Below are 17,988 nucleotides of genomic sequence, written 5' to 3' on the forward strand. Positions count from 1 at the left end.
CAACGCGGGAAACTGCGGCGAATGCCCGGAACTGGTTTCAGTTACATGACGCCGGGGAAAGCACCGCCATCGATCAGCAGGCTCTGGCCGGTGATGTAGCCGGCGTTGGCCGAACAGAGGAACGCGCACGCCGCGCCGAACTCGTCGGGCGTTCCCACTCGGCGCGCGGGAATTGCCGCCACGCGTTCGGCGCGGATCTCTTCGAAGTTGCGCCCGATCATGCTCGCGCGGCGGCTGTCGATCGCTTCGAGTCGGTCGGTGTCGAACGATCCCGGCAGCAGGCTGTTGATGGTGACGTTCGCATGGGCGACCTGCCGTGCGACGCCGGCAAGGAAGCCGGTCAGGCCGATCCGCGCACCGCTTGACAGATCGAGCCCTGCAAGCGGCATCTTCACCGATCCAGACGTGATATTGACGATGCGGCCGAAGCGACGCTCGACCATGCCGTCGATCACCGCCTGGATCAGCGCGATCGGCGTGATCATGTTGGCATCGAGGCCCGCGATCACCGCGTCGCGATCGAGCGCGCGAAAATCGGCGGGCGGTGGCCCGGCATTGTTGTTGACGAGAATGTCGACTGCGCCCGCGGCGGCGAGCAGCGCCTCGCGGCCCGCCACGGTGCCGACGTCAGCCGCCACCGAAACCACGGTCGCGCCAGTGCGCTCGGCGATGCGTGCCGCAGCGTCGTCGAGCCTTGCAGCGTCGCGTCCGTTGATGACGACGTGCGCGCCGGCTTCCGCCAGCGCCGTCGCGCAACCCAGACCGAGGCCGCGGCTCGATGCGCAGACTAAGGCGGTCCGTCCGTTGATGCCGAGATCCATGTGTCGCTCCCCGAGATCAGGCGCTGCCCAGCCGCTCCAGCGTGGGGATCAACGCGTCATAATGGTCGATGATCGCATCGGCCTGTAATTCCTCGATCGGCTGCATCAGAAAGCCGAAACTGACGGCGATGCTGGGAATGCCGGCGTTGCGCGCCGCCATCGTGTCGTAGATCGAATCGCCGACGAACGCGGCGCTGCCGCCGCCGCAGCGGCGGATCATCTCGAGGATCGGCGCGGCATCGGGCTTGGCCTTGCCGGGCCCCATCGTGTCGCCCCCGATGATAGTCGCGAAGCGGTGGGCGATGCCCAGTTCGTCGATCAGTTTGACCGCCAGCCGCTCGAACTTGTTGGTGACCACCGCGATCTTCACGTCCATCGCATCGAGTGCGTCGAGCGCGTCGTGTAGACCGGGAAACGCGATCGTGCCCGCCGAGATGTTGGCGGCATAGAAATCGAGCAGTTCGGGATAGAGCTTGGTCATCAGCTCCGGGCCGTAGCCGCCCGAGGCCTGCAGCCCCTTTTCGAGCATCAGCCGCGCGCCGCCGCCGATCATCGGCTTGACCTCCTCGATCGTCAGCGGCGGCCGATCGTCGAGCGCGAGCGCGTGGTTGACCGCCGCGGCAAGGTCCGCGCTGGTGTCGAGCAGGGTGCCGTCGAGGTCGAAGCCGATGATCGCAAAAGGGAACGGGGCCATGACGGGGCTCTTGCCCGCGCGGCTATGGCGTTGGCAAGGATTCCATGGCAATCGCCGCGCCATGAGCATCCCTCCGATAGCCGTCGTCATCCTCGCCGCGGGCCAGGGCACGCGGATGAAGTCGAAGCGCCACAAGGTGCTCCACCCGGTCGCGGGGCGGCCGATGCTCTTGCATCTGCTCGCCGGCGTGGAAACGCTCGCCCCGGAACGGCGCATCGTGGTGGTTGGCGCGGGTCGCGATCAGGTCGAGGCGGCGGTCGAGGGCCTCGGCGTCGATATCGCCGTCCAGTCCGAACAGCTCGGCACCGGCCATGCGGTGCGGATGGCCGAACCGAAACTGGACGGCTTCGCGGGGGATGTGCTGATCCTCTATGGCGACGTGCCTTTGGTCTCCGCCGCGACGATGCAGCGCATGCTCGACCGGCTTCATGCCGACGATGCGCCGATCGCAGTGGTGCTCGGTTTCCGCCCGGCGGATGCGGCGGCCTATGGCCGAATCCTCGCCGACGAGGAGGGCACGATCCGCAAGATGGTCGAGTATAAGGATGCCACCGCCGACGAGCGCGCGGTCGACCTGTGCAATTCGGGGCTGATGGCAGTGCGCGGCGCTGATCTGTTCGCGCTGCTCGCCCGCGTCGGCAACGAGAATGCTGCCGGCGAATATTATCTGCCCGACATCGTCATGCTCGCCGCCGCCGATGGCCGGCCGAGCGCGGTGATCGAGACCACGGCTTGGGAAGTCGCCGGCGTCAATTCGCGCGCCGAACTGGCCGCGGTCGAGGCCGCGTGGCAGCAGCGCCGCCGGGCGCAGGCGATGGCCGATGGCGTGACTTTGGTTGCGCCCGAGACGGTATGGTTCTCGCACGACACCATTCTCGCTGCTGACGTGACGGTCGAGCAGAATGTCGTTTTCGGCCCCGGCGTCAGCGTTGCCGAGGACGCGGTGATCCACGCCTTCAGCCATCTCGAGGGCGCGACGGTCGCGCGGGGCGCCTCCGTCGGTCCCTATGCGCGGCTGCGGCCCGGTGCCGAGGTGGGTGAGGAGGCCAAGGTCGGCAATTTCGTCGAGATGAAGAAGGCGGTGCTGGGCGCGGGCGCCAAGGCGAGCCACCTGACCTATCTCGGCGATGCGGTGGTGGGTGCCGGCGCCAACATCGGCGCGGGTACGATCACCTGCAATTATGACGGCTTCCTGAAATATCGCACGATCATCGGCGAGGACGCGTTCATCGGCTCGAACAGCGCGCTGGTGGCGCCGGTGCGGATCGGCGACGGCGCGATCGTGGCGGCAGGCTCGGTGATCACCGCCGACGTCGCCGACGATGCGCTCGGCGTCGCGCGCGGCTATCAGGAACAGAAGCCCGGCTGGGCCGCGCGTTTCCGCGCGGTGATGGCCGAGCGCAAGAAGGCGGGTTGAGCAGTCGGTTGCGCGGCCGGCTGGCCGCGGGTGGAAAGGCGTAGCGTCACATGTGTGGAATCATCGGAATCCTCGGCACCGATCCGGTTGCCGATCGGCTGTTGAATGGCCTCAAGCGGCTCGAATATCGCGGCTATGATTCCGCGGGCATTTGCACCGTCAGCGACGAGGCGCTGGTGCGGCGGCGTGCGGAGGGCAAGCTTGACAATCTGGCGCGCGAACTGGCCGCCGATCCGCTTCCCGGCACGATCGGCATCGCCCATACCCGCTGGGCGACGCATGGCGCGCCGACCACCAGCAACGCGCACCCGCACGCCACCGGCGAGGTTGCGCTGGTCCACAACGGCATCATCGAGAATTTCAAGGCGCTGCGCGACGGGTTGCAGGCGCGCGGGCGGACCTTCGAGAGCCAGACCGACACCGAGGTCGTCGCGCATCTCGTCAGCGAACTGGTCGAGGCCGGCACCGATCCGGTAGAGGCGGTGCGCACGGTGCTGCCGCGGCTGCACGGCGCCTTCGCGCTCGCCATCCTGTTCCGCCAGCATCCCGACCTGCTGATCGGTGCGCGACTCGGCTCGCCGCTGGTCGTGGGTTATGGCGAGGGCGAGACCTATCTGGGGTCGGATGCGCTGGCGCTGGCGCCGCTCACCCAGCGCATCTCCTATCTGGAAGAAGGCGACTGGGTCGTGCTGACGCGCGAGGCGGTGCAGGTCTATGACCGCGACAACAATCCGGTCACGCGGCCGATTGTCGTTTCGGGCGCCAGCAGCCTGACGATCGACAAGGGCAATCACCGCCACTTCATGCAGAAGGAGATCTACGAGCAGCCCGTCGTCGTGGCGCAAACGCTCAAATCCTATCTGCGGCGGCTTGAGAACCAGGTCGCGATGCCGGACATGGATTTCGATCTCACGGCGATCCACCGCGTGACGATCGTCGCCTGCGGCACCAGCTTCTACGCCGGCATGGTCGCCAAATACTGGTTCGAGCGGTTCGCGCGGATCCCCGTCGACCTCGATGTCGCGTCCGAGTTCCGGTATCGCGATCCGGTGCTGGAGCCGGGCGGGCTGGCGCTGTTCATCAGCCAGTCGGGCGAGACCGCGGATACGCTCGCGGCGCTGCGCCATTGCAAGGCCAATGGCCAGACCATCGCCGTCGTCGTCAATGTGCCGACCAGCTCGATGGCTCGCGAGGCGGACCTGCTGCTGCCGACGCACGCGGGCCCCGAGATCGGCGTCGCTTCGACCAAGGCATTCACCTGCCAGCTGGCTGTGCTCGCGGCGCTCGCCGCCCGCTTCGCTCGGGTGCGCGGGCTGATGAGCGCCGAGGACGAGGCAGGCATCGTCGAGCATCTGGCGGAGGCGCCGGCGGGGATGAATGCCGCGCTGGGGCATGACGAGGACATCGAGGCGATGGCGCACCTCGTCGCGCCCGCACGCGACGTGCTCTATATCGGCCGCGGCCCCGATTATCCGATGGCGCTGGAAGGCGCGCTGAAGCTCAAGGAAATCAGCTATATCCATGCCGAGGGCTATGCTGCCGGCGAGATGAAGCACGGTCCAATCGCGCTGATCGACGACAAGGTGCCCGTGATCGTGCTCGCGCCTTCCGGCCCGCTGTTCGACAAGACGATCTCCAACATGCAGGAGGTGCAGGCGCGTGGCGGGAGGGTAATTCTGATCTCCGACGCGGCCGGCATCGCCGCCGCGGGTGAGGGCTGCATGGCGACGATCGAGATGCCGGCGGTGCATCCGCTGATCCAGCCGTTGGTCTATGCGGTGCCGGTGCAGTTGCTCGCCTATCATGTCGCGGTGCTGAAGGGCACCGACGTCGATCAGCCGCGCAATCTTGCCAAGTCGGTGACGGTGGAGTGAGCGCGCCGCGCCAGTCGCTGGCGCATGTCGCGCTGGTGGTGCGCGATTATGACGAGGCGATTGCCTTCTACGTCGGCAAGCTCGGCTTCACGCTCGTCGCAGACGCGTATCAGCCCGAGCAGGACAAGCGCTGGGTGCTGGTGGCGCCGCCCGGCGCGGATATCGCCGCCGGTGCCGCCACGATCCTGCTGGCGCGCGCGTCGACGCCGGAACAGGAGCGGGTCGTCGGCGATCAGGCCGGCGGCCGCGTGTTTCTGTTCTTGCGCACCGACGATTTCCGGCGTGATTATGAGGCGATGGTCGCGAAGGGGATCGAGTTCGTGCGTCCGCCCAAGGATGCCGGCTACGGCACGGTCGCGGTGTTTCTCGATCTTTATGGCAATCGCTGGGATCTGATCCAGTTCGCCGATGCTCAGCCCGGGTAGACCGCACGCACGAAGTACAGCCCGTCCGACGGGGCGTTGAGGCCGAGTTCGTTGCGGTCGCGCGCCTTCAGCGCGGCTTTCAGATCGGCGCCGGTCCAGCGCCCCTGGCCGACCAGCGCGAGGCAGCCGACCATGGATCGGACCTGATGGTGGAGGAAGGAGCGCGCCGCTGCGACGACGATCACGCGGTCGTCTTTCCGGCTGACATCGAGCCGGTCGAGCGACTTCAACGGGCTCTGCGCTTGGCAATGCACCGAGCGGAAGGTGGTGAAGTCGTGTAGGCCGACGAGGTGCTGCGCCGCCTCATGCATCGCTTCATGGTCGATCGGCTGGGCGATGCGCCAGGCGAGACCGGTCTCGAAGGTCAGCGGCGCGCGGCGATTGACGATGACATAGCGATAGCGGCGGCCGATGCAGGAAAAACGCGCGTGCCAGTCGCCCGGCACCACCTCGCAGCCGAGGATCGCGATCGGGGCGGGGCGCAGCTTCGCGTTGAGCGCCTCCATCAGCCGGAACGGCGCGATGTCGCGGGCGATGTCGAGATGTGCCGCCATGGCGAGGCCGTGGACGCCGGCGTCGGTGCGGCCGGCGGCATGCAACACCGCCCGTTCGCCGGTCACCGCGAACGCCGCTTCCTCGATCGCCTGCTGCACGCTGGGGCCATGCGCCTGTCGCTGCCAACCCATGAACGGGCGGCCATCGAACTCGACGGTGAGGCGGAAGCGCGTCGTCGCCGCCGCTTCGCTCACGCCGCACTCCGGCCGGTGAGCCGGGTGCCGGGCGGCAGCGCGAAGCCGCGCAGCAATTCGTCTGGCGTCATCGCTCCGCGCCCGGCGCGCTGTACCTGCGCCGGCCGGATCGCGCCGCTGCCGCAGGCAATGGTCAGTGCGCTATCCAGCACAGTGCCGGGCGCGCCGTTGCCCGCCACCGCCCCGGCGCGGAACAGCCGCAGCCGTTCGCCCTCATGCTCGCAAAACGCACCGGGTACGGGATCATAGGCCTGGATCTGGCGGACGACGGCCGCGGCATCCGCGGTGAAGTCGATCAGCGCCTCGGCCTTCTCAATCTTCCGCGCATAGGTCACGCCCTCCTCGGGCTGCGGCACCGGAACATGCGCGGCGAGATCGGCCAGCACCGCGACCATCGCCGCCGCACCCGCATGCGCGAGTTCGTCGGTCAGTTCGCCGCCGGTCTTGGTACCGATCGGCGTCGCCACGCGCGCGAAGACCGGCCCTGTATCGAGGCCCGCTTCCATACCCATGATGCAGACGCCGGTCTCGTCATCGCCTGCCTCGATCGCCCGTACGATCGGCGCGGCGCCACGCCAGCGCGGCAGCAGCGAGGCATGGACGTTGAGGCAGCCATGACGCGGCGTATCGAGGACGGCACGGGGCAGGATCAGCCCATAGGCGGCGACCACTGCGACATCGAGGTCGAGCGCTGCGAAGGCCGCCTGCGTATCGGGATCGCGCAGGGTCAGCGGCGTGCGCACTGCGATGCCGAGCGCTTCGGCGCGGCGATGGACCGGGGTGGGGGACAGCGCCTTGCCGCGCCCCGCGCGGCGCGGCGGCTGGCTGTAGACGGCGGCGATGTCATGACCGGCCGCGAGCAGCGCGTCGAGCGTCGGTACGGCGAAATCGGGAGTTCCCATGAAGGCGATACGCATGGCGGCGCTCTTATGCCTTTGGACGATCCCCGCCAACAGCCACGTCAACCAATGACCAGATGACCCGGAAGCCCGCCGCCGATGTCTCGAAGGCGAGATCGGAGCCATGGACGCGCGCCACCGCTGCGACCAGCGCGAGGCCGAGCCCTGTGCCGGATTGGCCGCTGTTGGGCGCGCGGAAAAAGCGTTCGGTAAGGCGCGGCAGATATTGCGGATCGACGCCCGAACCATTGTCTTCGATCACAAGGTGCAGCGTCGTGCCGTGCCGCGTGGCGCGGATCTGCACGGTCCCCCCAGACGGCGTGTACTTGATCGCATTGTCGAGCAGGTTGGAGACGGCCTGGAAGATCAGGTCGCGATCCGCGACGATGCACAGCCCCGTGTCGATCGCGGTCACAAGGGCGATGTCGCGGTCCTGTGCCTCGGGGCCGTAGAACTCCACGGCATCGGCAAGCAGCGCGGCCAGGTCGAATGCGACATCGTCGCGCTGGTGCCGCCCCACCTCGATGCGCGCGATCCGAAGCAGCGCATCGAACACCGATTGCAGCCGCGCCGCTTCCTGAGAGGCTTGATCGAGCAATGCCTCGGCGGCCGGCGTACCGGCGGGATGCGTGACCGCAAGATCCTCCAGATTAGCGCGCAGGCGGGCGAGGGGGGTGCGCAGTTCGTGCGCGATGCTGTCCGACACGCGGTGCACCGATTCGACGAGCAGTTCGATGCGGGCGAGCATCAGGTTGAGCGTCTCCGCGAGCTGGTCGAAATCGTCGCCCGTGCCGCGCAGGGGAATGCGTTCGGAAAGGTCGCCGCCGATCACGCGGCGTGCGGTTGCGCTAACCGATTCGAGTCGCCGGCCGATCGCGCGGCTCATCAGCACGCCGCCGATCAGCGCGAGGACGACCGTCATACCCAGCATCGACACCGCGACGCGGGCGAGGCCACGGCGGAGATCGTCGATCTTCTCGATATCGCGCCCCACCGCCAGCACCGCCCCGTCCGGCAGCCGCCGGCCGAACATCAGCGCCATATGATCGTCTTCCTCGCCGCCGCTGAAGATGTCGGCCTCGACACGGCGCCAGCCTATCAAACGGCGCGGGACGCTCGGCAGGTTGGTTGTGAGCACTTCGCCCGAGGGGGCGACGAGCACATGATAGGCCTTGCGCTCCGCGATTTCGGTCGCGCGCGCGTGCAGCATGCGGATCGCTGCCGCCTGGCCGTCGAGCGCGTAGAGGCCGGCGGCGCCGGATGACTCGGTCAGGATATCCTGTTCGATCAATCCCATCGGCCGGCGAATTGCCGCCCAGTGGGTCAGCGCCAGCAGCACCGCCACCGAGATGCAGAAGATCAGGGCATAGAGCAGTGCCAGCCGGGCGGAGAGGCTGCGGAGGCCGCTCGGCCAGCGAAGCATCGTCACTCCGGCTCGCGCAGCGAATAGCCGACGCCGCGGACGGTGTGGATCAGCGGCCGATCGAAATCGCGATCCACCTTCTGGCGGAGCCGGCTGACATGCTGGTCGATGATGTTGGTCTGCGGATCGAAATGATATTCCCACACTGTCTCGAGCAGCATCGATCGGGTAACGACGCGGCCCGCGTTGCGCGCCAGCTGTTCGAGGATGCGGAACTCTCGGGTCGTGAGGTCGATGCGGATTCCCCCGCGGCGCACGACGCGACCGACAAGGTCCAGGCTGAGGTCCCCGACAGACAGCACTGCCTGTTCCACGGGTGCTGCGGTTGCACGGCGGCCCAGCGCGTCGACGCGCGCGATCAGCTCAGACAGCGCGAAGGGCTTGGCGAGATAATCGTCACCGCCGGCGCGAAGCCCGCGCACCCGTTCGTCGACCTCGCTGAGCGCGCTGAGGATCAGTACGGGGGTCTGGTCCTCGGTGGCGCGGATCGTGCGCAATATGGTGAGGCCATCCATGTCGGGCAGCATGCGATCGAGGATGATGACGTCGAAGCGCTCGGCCACGGCGCGATAGAGACCGTCGCGGCCATTGGCCTGATGATCGACGATATGGCCAAGCTCGCGCAGTCCCTTGGCCACATGGGCGGCGACGCGCTCGTCATCCTCGACAAGAAGTATCTGCATCGCGGCTCGGCCTAGTCGTCATCGTCGTCGAGCGCTACCGTTAGGCGCTGGCCGGTCAACGCATCGAACGTGACCTCGACGACGCCGGTGGGCGTCTCCACCTCCACCTCATAGATCGGCCGGCCATCGTCCACCTTCAGCGTCGCATCGTGCACGACGCGGCCCGGCTGGCGTTCGACTTGCTGGAGCATGGGGCCCAGTGGGCGAACCCGCGCTGCCTGCTTCATCCGGCCGCCGTCCAGCCAGCGGCGGTAGATGCCGAGCAGCCGGGGTCTGGAGACGGCGATGATCTGGCCGGTGCGGGCATCGATCAGGATCTGGTGCAGCGTGTCGGTGCGGACCAGCTCGATCTCGTAGACCAGTTTGCCGGAGCGGGTTTCCAGCTCGCCATCGATCGCGCGGCCAGCCATCTGGCGCTCGGCGGTGATGATCGCTGCGGTCAGCCCCACCAGACGATCGGCGGCATGGGCGGCGGCAGGAATCAGCAGCGCGCACGCCACCGCAAGAAGGCATCTCAGCAAGGTCTCTCCTCCACGCAGGATGGCGGGCGCATTCGGATCAGCATCGGACCGGTCGCGGCCCGGCGCGCACGAACAATGTGCCTTGGCCGTCGGGCACGGGCAGGGGGCGATAGCCCCGCGCCCGCGCATAACGGTCGACGATCTCGTCGGGTGCGATGCGGAAGCGGCGGCTGCCGCGCTCATAGCCGGTCAGGATCGCGGCGGGCGGGCAACGGTCGAGCAGCAGCGGCAGCGTCTCCGGGGTCGGCACCGAAAGAGCCATCGCCCGTGCGCGATCGATGGTGGTTCCGCTGCGCAGAACGAACGGGCCGGTAGCGGACAGCGGGTCGATCGGTCTGCCGCTGGCGATGGCATGTTCGGGCGAGAGGGTGAAGAGCGTGCCGTCGTTCCCGGCCAGCGTCTTGCCGATCCAGCGCGCGTGGCGGTCGATGGCGATCGCAGTCGGCTGGCCACGCGCGAGAATCACGCCGTCCGCAACCAGCCCGCTGCCGAAGGACAGGCCGAGCAATATCAGCACCGTTTGCCGGATTCGCGGCCGGGACTGCCAACGTGCTTCGATCGCGAGGCCGAGCAAAACGAACAGCGGCGGCAGCACGGGCAGCAGATATTGCCGCTGCGTCGGGGTGGGCAGTGCGGCGGCGATCAGGCCCGCGGCGAGCATCCAGCACAGCCAGGACCGACGCGGATCGCCCGCATCGCTGCGACGCCTATCGAAGGCGAAGAGGATGAGCGCGAGAAGCGCCACCAGCATCGGGCCGAGCGCTGCGTAGCGCAGTAGATCGAGCAGTTTGCCGATCGGTCCCAGCCGGTGATCGAGGCCGTTGGCGCGATACCAGTCGAACGGTGCCTCCGCGCCGAATTCGAGCGTGCCGTAGAGGAAGGCCTCAGGCTGCGCGAGGAAGCCGGCAAGCAGCGGCGATAGGCCGATGGCTCCGCCGATCGCGAACGCGGGGATCGCAGCAGCGCTCATGCGGCCCCGCAGCGCCTGCCAGCAGAGAAACAGCCCTGCGACGACGAGCGGCGGGCCGTAGGACAGCTTGGTGCTGCCGGCGAGGCCGAGCAACAGCCCGGCAAGCGCCCACCGGCGCCAGTCCGCCCGCCGACAGGCGGTCAGCCCGGCTGCCAGCGCGCCGCAGAGCAACGCCATCGGCAGGATGTCGTTGCGGACGACGGATGCGGCGAACTGGAAGGGCTGGCAGGCGGCGGCAAGGAACAGCGTCGCGATGGCGAAACAGCGCGAGACGCCCGCGGCTGTCAGCGCCGCATGGAGCAGCGCCAGCGCCGCGATCGCCAGCGCGGCATCGGCCAGCCGCAGCGCGACCAGGCTGGTGCCGCCCAGTATCACCACCGGCGCCATGATCCAGGAGTGCAATGGCGGCTGCAGCGACAGAAAGTCCCGGAAGATCAGGTGCGTTGGGGCGAGGACGGCAGCAGCGACATACTGGCTCTCGTCGTGATTAACCGGCGCGACGAGCGCGCGCACGCCGATCCAGACGATCAATATGGCATAGGCGATCGCCAGAACCGGCCATGTGCCGGCAGTCGACGCCTGCTTCATTTCCATCGGACGCGCACCCCGGATGAGTTTCAGGCGACACGCTCTGCCGCTTTCCGTCGCCGAATCCAGTCGCAACGGCGAACATTTGGAAATTCAAATGTTCGTCACATCGAAGCGTAAGAATAGTCGGCTAGCAGGCCGCCATGTTCGCCGCGCCCTTCGCCAATCCGCAGCGCGTGGACGATTCCCGTCCCGCCAGCCGGACGGTTGCCCTCTTCATGTTCGATTTCGCGCTCACGGGTGTGGTGGTCAATGCCGTGCGGATCGCCAATGCGCTGGTTGTGCGCGGCCATGATGTGACGATGCTGGTTTGCCGCGATACCGGCGAGGGGCGGCGGGCGCTCGATCCGCGCGTACATGTCACGCTGGTGGCCGGACCGTTGCCGCGCGCCAAACGCGGTGTCGCGCTGGCGGCTGCGGTGCCCGATCTGCGCCGGGCACTGCAGGCGCTGAGACCCTCGGTGCTGCTCTCGGTCGGCAATCATGGTCATCTCGCGGCGCTGATCGCGGCGCAGGGGCTGACGGACATGCGCCGCGCGCTGCGGATCAGCAATGAGCCGGATCATCCCGGTGACGGCTGCATCAAGCGCGCGGTGCGTCGTGCCTGCCAGAAGGCGGTGATCGATCGGGCCGACCATCTTCTGCTCGTCTCGCCGCATCTGGCGCGCACCGCGGTGCTCCAGCGCGCGCGGGCGGAAGGTCGGGCGGCGATAACCCCCAATGGCGTCGACGTGCACGCCACCCAGGCGCGCGCCGAAGTGCCCTGCGACCATCCCTGGATCGCGAGCGGGCGGCCCTTCGTGGTCACCGTCGGCCGTCTTGCGCGCCAGAAGAATCATGGCCGGCTGATCGAGGCAGTGGCGATCGCCAACCATAGCCGCGACATCGGCCTGATGATCGTCGGCGGCGGCAGCGCCGAGGCTTTCGGGGCGCTGCGCGAGCAAGCTGCCGAACTGGGCATCGCCGACCGCGTCGAGCTGGCGGGTGAGGTTGCGAACCCGCTGCCTTATGTGCGGGCGGCGCGTGCCTTCGTGCTCCCTTCATTGTGGGAGGGACTCTCCAACGCGCTGCTCGAAGCGCTGGCCTGCGGCACGCCGATCGTCGCCTCGACCACCGCGGGCTCTGCGCCGGACGTGCTCGCCAATGGTCGTTATGGACTGCTCGTCGAGCCTCAGGATATCGAGGCGATGGCCGCCGCGATCCTGCGGCAATCGGGCGCCGACGCGATTCGGCCCGGTGACCGCGCGCTCGATTTTGCGGCGGACAAGGCGATCGCCCGCGTCTGCATGGCGATAGAGCAGGGGCCGTGCATCGAGGCGCAGCCGTTCCCCTATCCGCCGCACGAGGTGGGTGTCGTCACCGTCTGAGTGCTGAACCGCTTGGCAGGAGTGCCGACAACCCCCTATCTGGGCGCGATGGCTTCCAAGGAAATCGAGACGCTGGTTCAGGCGCTGTCGCGGCTGCCCGGGCTCGGCCCACGCTCCGCGCGGCGCGCCGTGCTGCATCTGCTGAAGAAGCGGGAAGGGGCGATGGCACCGTTGCTGAGTGCGCTTCAGGCCGTGGACGAACATCTCGCGACCTGCGGGATCTGCGGCAATGTCGACACCACCGATCCGTGTGCGATTTGCGCGGATCCCCGGCGCGATGCGCGCATGCTGTGCGTGGTCGAGGATGTCCCCGACCTGTGGGCGCTGGATCGCTCGCGGCTGTTCCCTGGCCGCTTCCATGTGCTCGGTGGGCGTCTTTCCGCGCTCGACGGCGTGCGGCCCGAGGATCTGACGATCGACCGGCTGGTCTCACGCATCGCCGCGGGCGGCATCGATGAGGTGGTGCTGGCGATGAACGCGACATTGGAGGGGCAGACCACCGCCCACTATGTCGCCGAACGGATCGAGCGCTTCCCGGTACGGCTGACGCAGCTTGCCCATGGCCTGCCGGTAGGCGGCGAACTGGATTATCTCGACGAGGGCACATTGGCGCAGGCGCTGCGCGCGCGACGCCCGGTGAGTTGACTTTCGGCCGGGAATTCATACGTCGCTCCGCATGGCCATTCTTCCGATCATCGAGACGCCCGATCCGCGGCTGCGCACCAAGTCGACTCCGGTGGAGACGTTCGACGACGATCTGCAGCGCCTGATCGACGACATGTTCGAAACGATGTACGACGCGCCGGGCATCGGTCTCGCAGCTATCCAGGTCGGTGTACCGAAGCGCCTGCTGGTGATCGATTTGCAGGAGCCGGAGGAAGAGGGCGGTGAAAGCGTCCGCAAGCCGCTGGTCTTCATCAATCCCGAGATCCTCGAAACCTCCGTCGATACCAAGCCCTACAACGAAGGCTGCCTCTCGGTGCCGGAGCAATATGCCGAGGTCCAGCGCCCGGCGACGGTCCGCGCGAAATGGCTCGACCGTGAGGGCAAGGCGCGTGAGGAGACCATCGAGGGCCTGCTCGCGGTTTGCCTGCAGCACGAGATGGACCATCTTGAGGGCGTGTTGTTCATCGATCACCTGTCACGCCTGAAGCGCGATATGGTGCTCAAGAAGCTCGCCAAGATGCGCAAGGCGGCCTGATCGCGCCCATCCGTCCGCGTGCATCCGGCTGGTCAGGAACCACCCGCGCGGCAAGCATTTGTCTGCATCACGCCGTGCGGGAAGGGAAACAGCGATGACCAGCCTTCTCTGGCTTCGGCAGGATTTGCGACTGGCCGATCAGCCGGCCTATGTGGCGGCGGCGCATGACGGGCCCGTCATTGCCATCTATGTTCTCGACGATCATCGCCCGGGTGACTGGGCGATCGGTGGCGCGCAGCGCTGGTGGCTGCATCATAGCCTTGAGGCGCTTGGCAAGGCGCTGGCCGTCAAGGGGATCGCGCTGATCCTGCGGCGGGGGGATGCGGTAGCGGAGATACTGAAGGTTGCGCGCGACGTGGGGGCTAAGCGAGTCCATGCGATCCGCCATTTCGAGCCTTGGTGGCGGCGCGCCGAGGACGAACTTGGCGACAAGATCGAGCTGTGCCTGCACGATGGCAATCATCTCGGACCGCCGGACGCCGTGTTGACGGGCGCGGGCGGACGTTTTCGGATGTTCACGCCGTTCTGGCGCGCCCTGCATCGCCAGATGCCGCCTGCGGCACCCATGCGCGCGCCGGCTCAGGCGGAAGGACATGGCGGCAAGCCCGCTGGTGATGCGCTGACCGACTGGAAACTGTTGCCGACGAAGCCGGATTGGGCCGCAGCGTTCGGCAAGGACTGGATGCCGGGCGAGGCAGGCGCGCGCAGGACGCTCGACAATTTCCTCGCCGAGGTCGGCGATTATGAAAAGGCGCGCAACCTGCCCTCGGTCGAAGGGAGTTCGCGCCTCTCGCCCCACCTCCATTTCGGGGAGATTTCTCCGGCGACGGTTTGGCACCGGATCGGCAACGCCGGCAGTTCGGGCGAGGCCTTTCTCCGCGAACTTGGCTGGCGCGATTTCGCCGCCAACCTGATCGACCAGTTCCCCGACTATGGCCGTCGCAATGTCCGTGACAGCTTCGATGCGTTGCCATGGCGAACGGGCAAGGCCGCCGACCGGGACTTCGCGGCCTGGACGCAGGGGCGCACCGGCTATCCGATCGTCGATGCCGGGATGCGCCAGCTCTGGACGACCGGCTGGATGCACAACCGCGTGCGGATGATTGCCGCCTCGTTCCTCGTCAAGCATCTGCTGATCGACTGGCGGCGTGGCGAGCGCTGGTTCTGGGACACGCTCGTCGATGCCGATTATGGCAATAACAGCGTCAAGGTCGCGGGCACCGGTGTCGATTCGAACATGTTCGTGCGGATCATGGCGCCGCTGACGCAGTCGGAGAAGTTCGATGCGGCCGGCTATATCCGCGAATGGGTGCCCGAACTGGCCGGGCTCGACGATGCCGACATCCATGATCCCTGGGGCAGGGGCTGCGCTCCCCACGGCTATGCCGAGCCGTTGATCGGCCACCGCCAAGGCCGGGAACGCGCATTGACGGCCTATCGGGACATGAAGTCGTAAGCGAATGTTGCTAGCGGTTGCGCGATGCGCGCGACTGGTCAAAAGACGGAAACAATGGATACGGGGAACGCAGGGCGCGGGCTTCATCTTCTCGCCGCCGATCGCGGATACGCGATCGGTTCAAGCCTCGCATCGCGCCTGTTGGCGCCGGGGTTTCGGCGGCTGCTCGACATGATCGACCGTGGCCTGGCGGAAGGCCGGATCGAGGCCAGCTTTCCGGATGGCACCCGGCGCACCCTGGGTGGCCGCGGACCGGGACCGGTGGCGGTGGTTGAAATACTGCACTGGCGGGCGCTGGTGCGGCTGGCGACGTCGGGATCGGTGGGGTGGTATCGTGCCTGGGCGGATGGCGACTGGAAAAGCCCCGATCCGGTGCCTCTGTTCGACCTGTTCATGCGCAACCGCCGCAGCCTCGGCGAAACTGGCCGGTCGCGCGGGATCGCGCGGCTGCTCAACCGGTTGAACCATGCCCGGCGACGCAACGATAGCGCGGGCGCGCGGCGCAACATCGAATTCCACTATGACTTGGGCAACGACTTCTATTCGCCGTGGCTCGATCGCACGATGACCTATTCGAGCGCGCTGTTCCAGGCGCCCTATGACGATGCCGAGCCGTTGGATGTGGCACAGCGGCGGAAGGTGCGGGCGTTGCTCGATCGGCTCGGCACGAAGCCTGGCGACCGGTTGCTCGAGATCGGCTGCGGCTGGGGTGCGCTCGGGGCAATCGCTGCCGAGGATTACGGCCTGCGCGTCACCGGCATCACCCTGTCGGCCGAGCAGAAGGCGCATGCGGAGGCGATGCTGGCGGCGCGGGGTCTGTCCGACCGGGTTACGATCGAACTGCGCGACTATCGCGATGTATCGGGCACCTATGATGCCGTCGCCAGCGTCGAGATGATCGAGGCGGTCGGCATGGAATATTGGCCGGACTATGCGCGCGCCATCGCCCGCGCCCTGCGCCCCGGCGGCAAGGCGGGTATCCAGATGATCTCGATCGCGGAGGACGCGTTCGAAAGCTATGCCGCCAATACCGATTTCATCCAGACCTATATCTTCCCCGGCGGCATGCTGATGTCCGAAAAGCGGTTCGCGGCGCTTGCCGCCGCCGAAGGCTTGATGTGGGAAGATCGCGCGGGGTTCGGCATCGACTATGCCGAGACGCTCAAGCGCTGGCGCGCGCGCTTCGATGCCGCCGCCGCGGCCGGCCAACTGCCGCGCGGGTTCGATCCGCGCTTCTTCGACCTTTGGCGCTACTATCTGATGTATTGCGAAGGGGGCTTCCGCGGCGGTGGGATCGACGTCGCACAGGTGACGTTGACCAAGGCATGATCGATATTTTTGCGCGTGTGCGGACTGTGCCCGGCAGCCGCCTGCTCGATGGCGGCCTGCAGGTGCCGACCGTTCTCCCCGAACTCGTCGATCGCAGCCGGGCGGAGCGCGATGCGCGGCTGTTTGCGCTCAACGGTCTGGCGGACCGGCCCGATCTCGAAGAAAGGCTGGCCGCGGCGCGTGCGGATGGCGCCGTTGGGGATCCCGTCATCCTCCTGTCCGAACCACCGCGATCGCTGGGCGCCGTGACCACCGGCATCGTCACCGACATCCACGCTTTGCGCCTGATCCGCGCGACCGCCGAACGCCCGCCCGCGCTGCTCGCCGCGATGCTGTTCGCCGTCGACCGGGAACGGCGCCGCATCACCATCCACCGCCGTTCCGACGACGATCGGATCGCCCCGGGCTGCCTTCCCGCCATCGGCGGCGCACATGATCCGTACGGAGATCAACTCTCCCTCCACCGCACTGCCGCCCGCGAGGCGCTGGAGGAATCGGGTGATGCATTGGCGCTCGATACCACCGGTTGCCTTGCGCTGCTGATGAATGAGACCGCCTACAACACCAATGTCTGGATCACATGCTTCGTCGGCGCCCGGGCGGACAGCGCGATCTCCATACCCCCGACGCCAGAGGGGCAGATCAACTGGTATGATTTCGACGAATTGCCGGCGTTGCTTGCGCGACCGATCGACGACTGGGTGCCGTCCGGCCGTCAGGCGCTGCTGGCCTGGCTGATCGCCGGCATGCCGGTGGGGCCGCTCGACGCGGGCGTTACGGCGCTGGCGGGGCAGGAACGTGACGACCTGCGCGAGCGCTGCCTGGCAGCCGCGCAGGTCTGATCATTCGACGCGGGTGCGGTAGCCCGTCTCGAAATCTTCCGTGGCAAGCGCGACGATTGCGTTGGCCACCACCTCGGGCCCCTTCAAGGTCGACTGGTCCTCGCCCGGGAAGGCGCGTGCGCGCATCTTGGTCGCGGTCGCGCCAGGATCGACGATCGCGACGCGGACATTGCCGACCTGCCGGCGTTCCGCCGCATAGGCCAGCAGCAGATTGTCGAGCGCCGCCTTCGACGCGCCATAGGCGCCCCAGAATGCGGTCGGCACGGTGCCGAGGCGCGAGGTGAGGGCGATGACGCGCGGGCTGTCGCTGTTGCGCAGCAGCGGATCGAATGCGGCGAGCAGCGCCTGCTGTGCACCGACGTTGAGCGTCAGCACCTTGGCGAGTTCCTTGGGATCGATATCGACCACCGGCGTCAGCGTACCGAGCATCGCTGCGTTGAGCACCAGGATGTCCAGCTTGCCCCAGCGCTCGGTCACCGCCTGCGCGAGGCGGCCGATGCTGTCGCCGTCGATCAGGTCGAGCGGCGCGATCGTCGCGGAACCGCCGGCCTGATGGACGCGCTCCTCGACTTCCTCCAGCCCCGCCGCGGTGCGCGCGGTGATGATGACATGCGCGCCGGCCGCGGCCAGAGCTTCGGCCGTGGCAGCGCCGATGCCGCGGCTTGCGCCGGTGACGAGGGCGATCCGGCCGTCGAGCGTCTTTTCGGTCATGTTTCGTCCGCTGGGGAA

At 67.6% G+C, this 17,988-nt stretch carries 18 protein-coding genes; 9 read left to right on the forward strand and 9 right to left on the reverse strand.

Annotated features, from left to right (window positions below):
• Positions 1–41 precede the first annotated feature (41 nt).
• Positions 42–821 carry an SDR family oxidoreductase gene (locus NX02_RS09985; protein WP_025292053.1) on the reverse strand — a complete coding sequence of 260 codons (780 nt, stop codon included), beginning with the start codon at positions 819–821 and terminating at the stop codon, positions 42–44.
• Between the two features lie 16 nt (positions 822–837).
• Positions 838–1,515 (reverse strand): HAD-IA family hydrolase, encoded by a 678-nt coding sequence (locus NX02_RS09990; RefSeq protein WP_025292054.1) that lies wholly within the window; start codon positions 1,513–1,515, stop codon positions 838–840.
• Between the two features lie 61 nt (positions 1,516–1,576).
• Between NX02_RS09990 and glmU the strand changes: the two genes are divergently transcribed.
• The 3 genes from glmU to NX02_RS10005 are packed head-to-tail and all read left to right on the forward strand — an operon-like array spanning position 1,577 to position 5,231.
• Positions 1,577–2,932: a bifunctional UDP-N-acetylglucosamine diphosphorylase/glucosamine-1-phosphate N-acetyltransferase GlmU gene (glmU, locus tag NX02_RS09995; RefSeq protein ID WP_025292055.1), complete on the forward strand. Its 1,356-nt coding sequence runs from the start codon at positions 1,577–1,579 to the stop codon at positions 2,930–2,932.
• Between the two features lie 50 nt (positions 2,933–2,982).
• Positions 2,983–4,806, forward strand: coding sequence for a glutamine--fructose-6-phosphate transaminase (isomerizing) (glmS, locus tag NX02_RS10000; protein ID WP_025292056.1), 1,824 nt, complete (start codon positions 2,983–2,985; stop codon positions 4,804–4,806).
• Entirely contained in the window at positions 4,803–5,231 is a 429-nt protein-coding gene (locus NX02_RS10005; RefSeq protein WP_025292057.1) for a VOC family protein, read from the forward strand. The genes glmS and NX02_RS10005 overlap by 4 nt, the downstream gene beginning before the upstream one ends.
• Here the strand turns inward: NX02_RS10005 and truA are convergent.
• From truA to NX02_RS10035, 6 genes are read right to left on the reverse strand one after another with little or no spacing between them, the layout of a single operon-like run.
• Positions 5,219–5,980 carry a tRNA pseudouridine(38-40) synthase TruA gene (truA, locus tag NX02_RS10010; RefSeq protein WP_025292058.1) on the reverse strand — a complete coding sequence of 254 codons (762 nt, stop codon included), beginning with the start codon at positions 5,978–5,980 and terminating at the stop codon, positions 5,219–5,221. The two genes, NX02_RS10005 and truA, sit on opposite strands and share 13 nt — an antisense overlap.
• Positions 5,977–6,897 carry a methionyl-tRNA formyltransferase gene (gene fmt, locus NX02_RS10015; protein WP_025292059.1) on the reverse strand — a complete coding sequence of 307 codons (921 nt, stop codon included), beginning with the start codon at positions 6,895–6,897 and terminating at the stop codon, positions 5,977–5,979. The genes truA and fmt overlap by 4 nt, the downstream gene beginning before the upstream one ends.
• Positions 6,898–6,907: 10 nt before the next feature.
• Positions 6,908–8,302 carry a sensor histidine kinase gene (locus NX02_RS10020; protein ID WP_039996520.1) on the reverse strand — a complete coding sequence of 465 codons (1,395 nt, stop codon included), beginning with the start codon at positions 8,300–8,302 and terminating at the stop codon, positions 6,908–6,910.
• 2 nt (positions 8,303–8,304) lie between these two features.
• The gene (locus NX02_RS10025) at positions 8,305–8,985 is read right to left on the reverse strand and encodes a winged helix-turn-helix domain-containing protein (RefSeq protein WP_025292061.1); all 681 of its coding nucleotides are present in this window, start codon (positions 8,983–8,985) and stop codon (positions 8,305–8,307) included.
• Between the two features lie 11 nt (positions 8,986–8,996).
• Positions 8,997–9,506 carry a PepSY domain-containing protein gene (locus tag NX02_RS10030; protein WP_039996521.1) on the reverse strand — a complete coding sequence of 170 codons (510 nt, stop codon included), beginning with the start codon at positions 9,504–9,506 and terminating at the stop codon, positions 8,997–8,999.
• Positions 9,507–9,543: 37 nt separating this feature from the next.
• A complete protein-coding gene (locus tag NX02_RS10035; RefSeq protein WP_053000626.1) occupies positions 9,544–11,070 on the reverse strand; it encodes a glycosyltransferase family 39 protein in 1,527 nt (508 codons plus the stop codon).
• A gap of 137 nt (positions 11,071–11,207) precedes the next feature.
• On the opposite strand from NX02_RS10035, the gene NX02_RS10040 reads away from it, so the two are divergent.
• From NX02_RS10040 to NX02_RS10065, 6 genes are all read left to right on the forward strand, one after another.
• Positions 11,208–12,431, forward strand: a complete 1,224-nt coding sequence (locus tag NX02_RS10040; protein WP_025292064.1) for a glycosyltransferase — start codon at positions 11,208–11,210, stop codon at positions 12,429–12,431.
• Between the two features lie 48 nt (positions 12,432–12,479).
• A complete protein-coding gene (recR, locus tag NX02_RS10045; RefSeq protein WP_025292065.1) occupies positions 12,480–13,076 on the forward strand; it encodes a recombination mediator RecR in 597 nt (198 codons plus the stop codon).
• A gap of 31 nt (positions 13,077–13,107) precedes the next feature.
• On the forward strand, positions 13,108–13,632 hold the full coding sequence (def, locus tag NX02_RS10050) for a peptide deformylase (protein ID WP_025292066.1): 525 nt from the start codon (positions 13,108–13,110) through the stop codon (positions 13,630–13,632).
• Between the two features lie 94 nt (positions 13,633–13,726).
• Positions 13,727–15,088: a cryptochrome/photolyase family protein gene (locus NX02_RS10055; RefSeq protein ID WP_025292067.1), complete on the forward strand. Its 1,362-nt coding sequence runs from the start codon at positions 13,727–13,729 to the stop codon at positions 15,086–15,088.
• Between the two features lie 54 nt (positions 15,089–15,142).
• Entirely contained in the window at positions 15,143–16,417 is a 1,275-nt protein-coding gene (locus NX02_RS10060) for an SAM-dependent methyltransferase (RefSeq protein ID WP_025292068.1), read from the forward strand.
• A complete protein-coding gene (locus NX02_RS10065) occupies positions 16,414–17,259 on the forward strand; it encodes an NUDIX domain-containing protein (protein ID WP_025292069.1) in 846 nt (281 codons plus the stop codon). Before NX02_RS10060 ends, NX02_RS10065 begins: the two co-directional genes overlap by 4 nt.
• Here the strand turns inward: NX02_RS10065 and NX02_RS10070 are convergent, their stop codons facing one another.
• Positions 17,260–17,970 carry an SDR family NAD(P)-dependent oxidoreductase gene (locus NX02_RS10070; protein ID WP_025292070.1) on the reverse strand — a complete coding sequence of 237 codons (711 nt, stop codon included), beginning with the start codon at positions 17,968–17,970 and terminating at the stop codon, positions 17,260–17,262. It lies immediately after the preceding gene.
• Positions 17,971–17,988: the final 18 nt, after the last annotated feature.

The organism is Sphingomonas sanxanigenens DSM 19645 = NX02 (assembly GCF_000512205.2).
Classification (GTDB): domain Bacteria; phylum Pseudomonadota; class Alphaproteobacteria; order Sphingomonadales; family Sphingomonadaceae; genus Sphingomonas_D; species Sphingomonas_D sanxanigenens.

Excerpts from the sequence above, each read along its gene's own strand:
- NX02_RS09985 (WP_025292053.1), bottom strand. The coding sequence starts at position 821 with ATGGATCTCGGCATCAACGGACGGACCGCCTTAGTCTGCGCATCGAGC.
- NX02_RS09990 (WP_025292054.1), bottom strand. The coding sequence starts at position 1,515 with ATGGCCCCGTTCCCTTTTGCGATCATCGGCTTCGACCTCGACGGCACC.
- glmU (WP_025292055.1), top strand. The coding sequence starts at position 1,577 with ATGAGCATCCCTCCGATAGCCGTCGTCATCCTCGCCGCGGGCCAGGGC.
- glmS (WP_025292056.1), top strand. The coding sequence starts at position 2,983 with ATGTGTGGAATCATCGGAATCCTCGGCACCGATCCGGTTGCCGATCGG.
- fmt (WP_025292059.1), bottom strand. The coding sequence starts at position 6,897 with ATGCGTATCGCCTTCATGGGAACTCCCGATTTCGCCGTACCGACGCTC.
- NX02_RS10020 (WP_039996520.1), bottom strand. The coding sequence starts at position 8,302 with ATGCTTCGCTGGCCGAGCGGCCTCCGCAGCCTCTCCGCCCGGCTGGCA.
- NX02_RS10025 (WP_025292061.1), bottom strand. The coding sequence starts at position 8,985 with ATGCAGATACTTCTTGTCGAGGATGACGAGCGCGTCGCCGCCCATGTG.
- NX02_RS10035 (WP_053000626.1), bottom strand. The coding sequence starts at position 11,070 with ATGGAAATGAAGCAGGCGTCGACTGCCGGCACATGGCCGGTTCTGGCG.
- NX02_RS10040 (WP_025292064.1), top strand. The coding sequence starts at position 11,208 with ATGTTCGCCGCGCCCTTCGCCAATCCGCAGCGCGTGGACGATTCCCGT.
- recR (WP_025292065.1), top strand. The coding sequence starts at position 12,480 with ATGGCTTCCAAGGAAATCGAGACGCTGGTTCAGGCGCTGTCGCGGCTG.
- def (WP_025292066.1), top strand. The coding sequence starts at position 13,108 with ATGGCCATTCTTCCGATCATCGAGACGCCCGATCCGCGGCTGCGCACC.
- NX02_RS10055 (WP_025292067.1), top strand. The coding sequence starts at position 13,727 with ATGACCAGCCTTCTCTGGCTTCGGCAGGATTTGCGACTGGCCGATCAG.
- NX02_RS10060 (WP_025292068.1), top strand. The coding sequence starts at position 15,143 with ATGGATACGGGGAACGCAGGGCGCGGGCTTCATCTTCTCGCCGCCGAT.
- NX02_RS10065 (WP_025292069.1), top strand. The coding sequence starts at position 16,414 with ATGATCGATATTTTTGCGCGTGTGCGGACTGTGCCCGGCAGCCGCCTG.
- NX02_RS10070 (WP_025292070.1), bottom strand. The coding sequence starts at position 17,970 with ATGACCGAAAAGACGCTCGACGGCCGGATCGCCCTCGTCACCGGCGCA.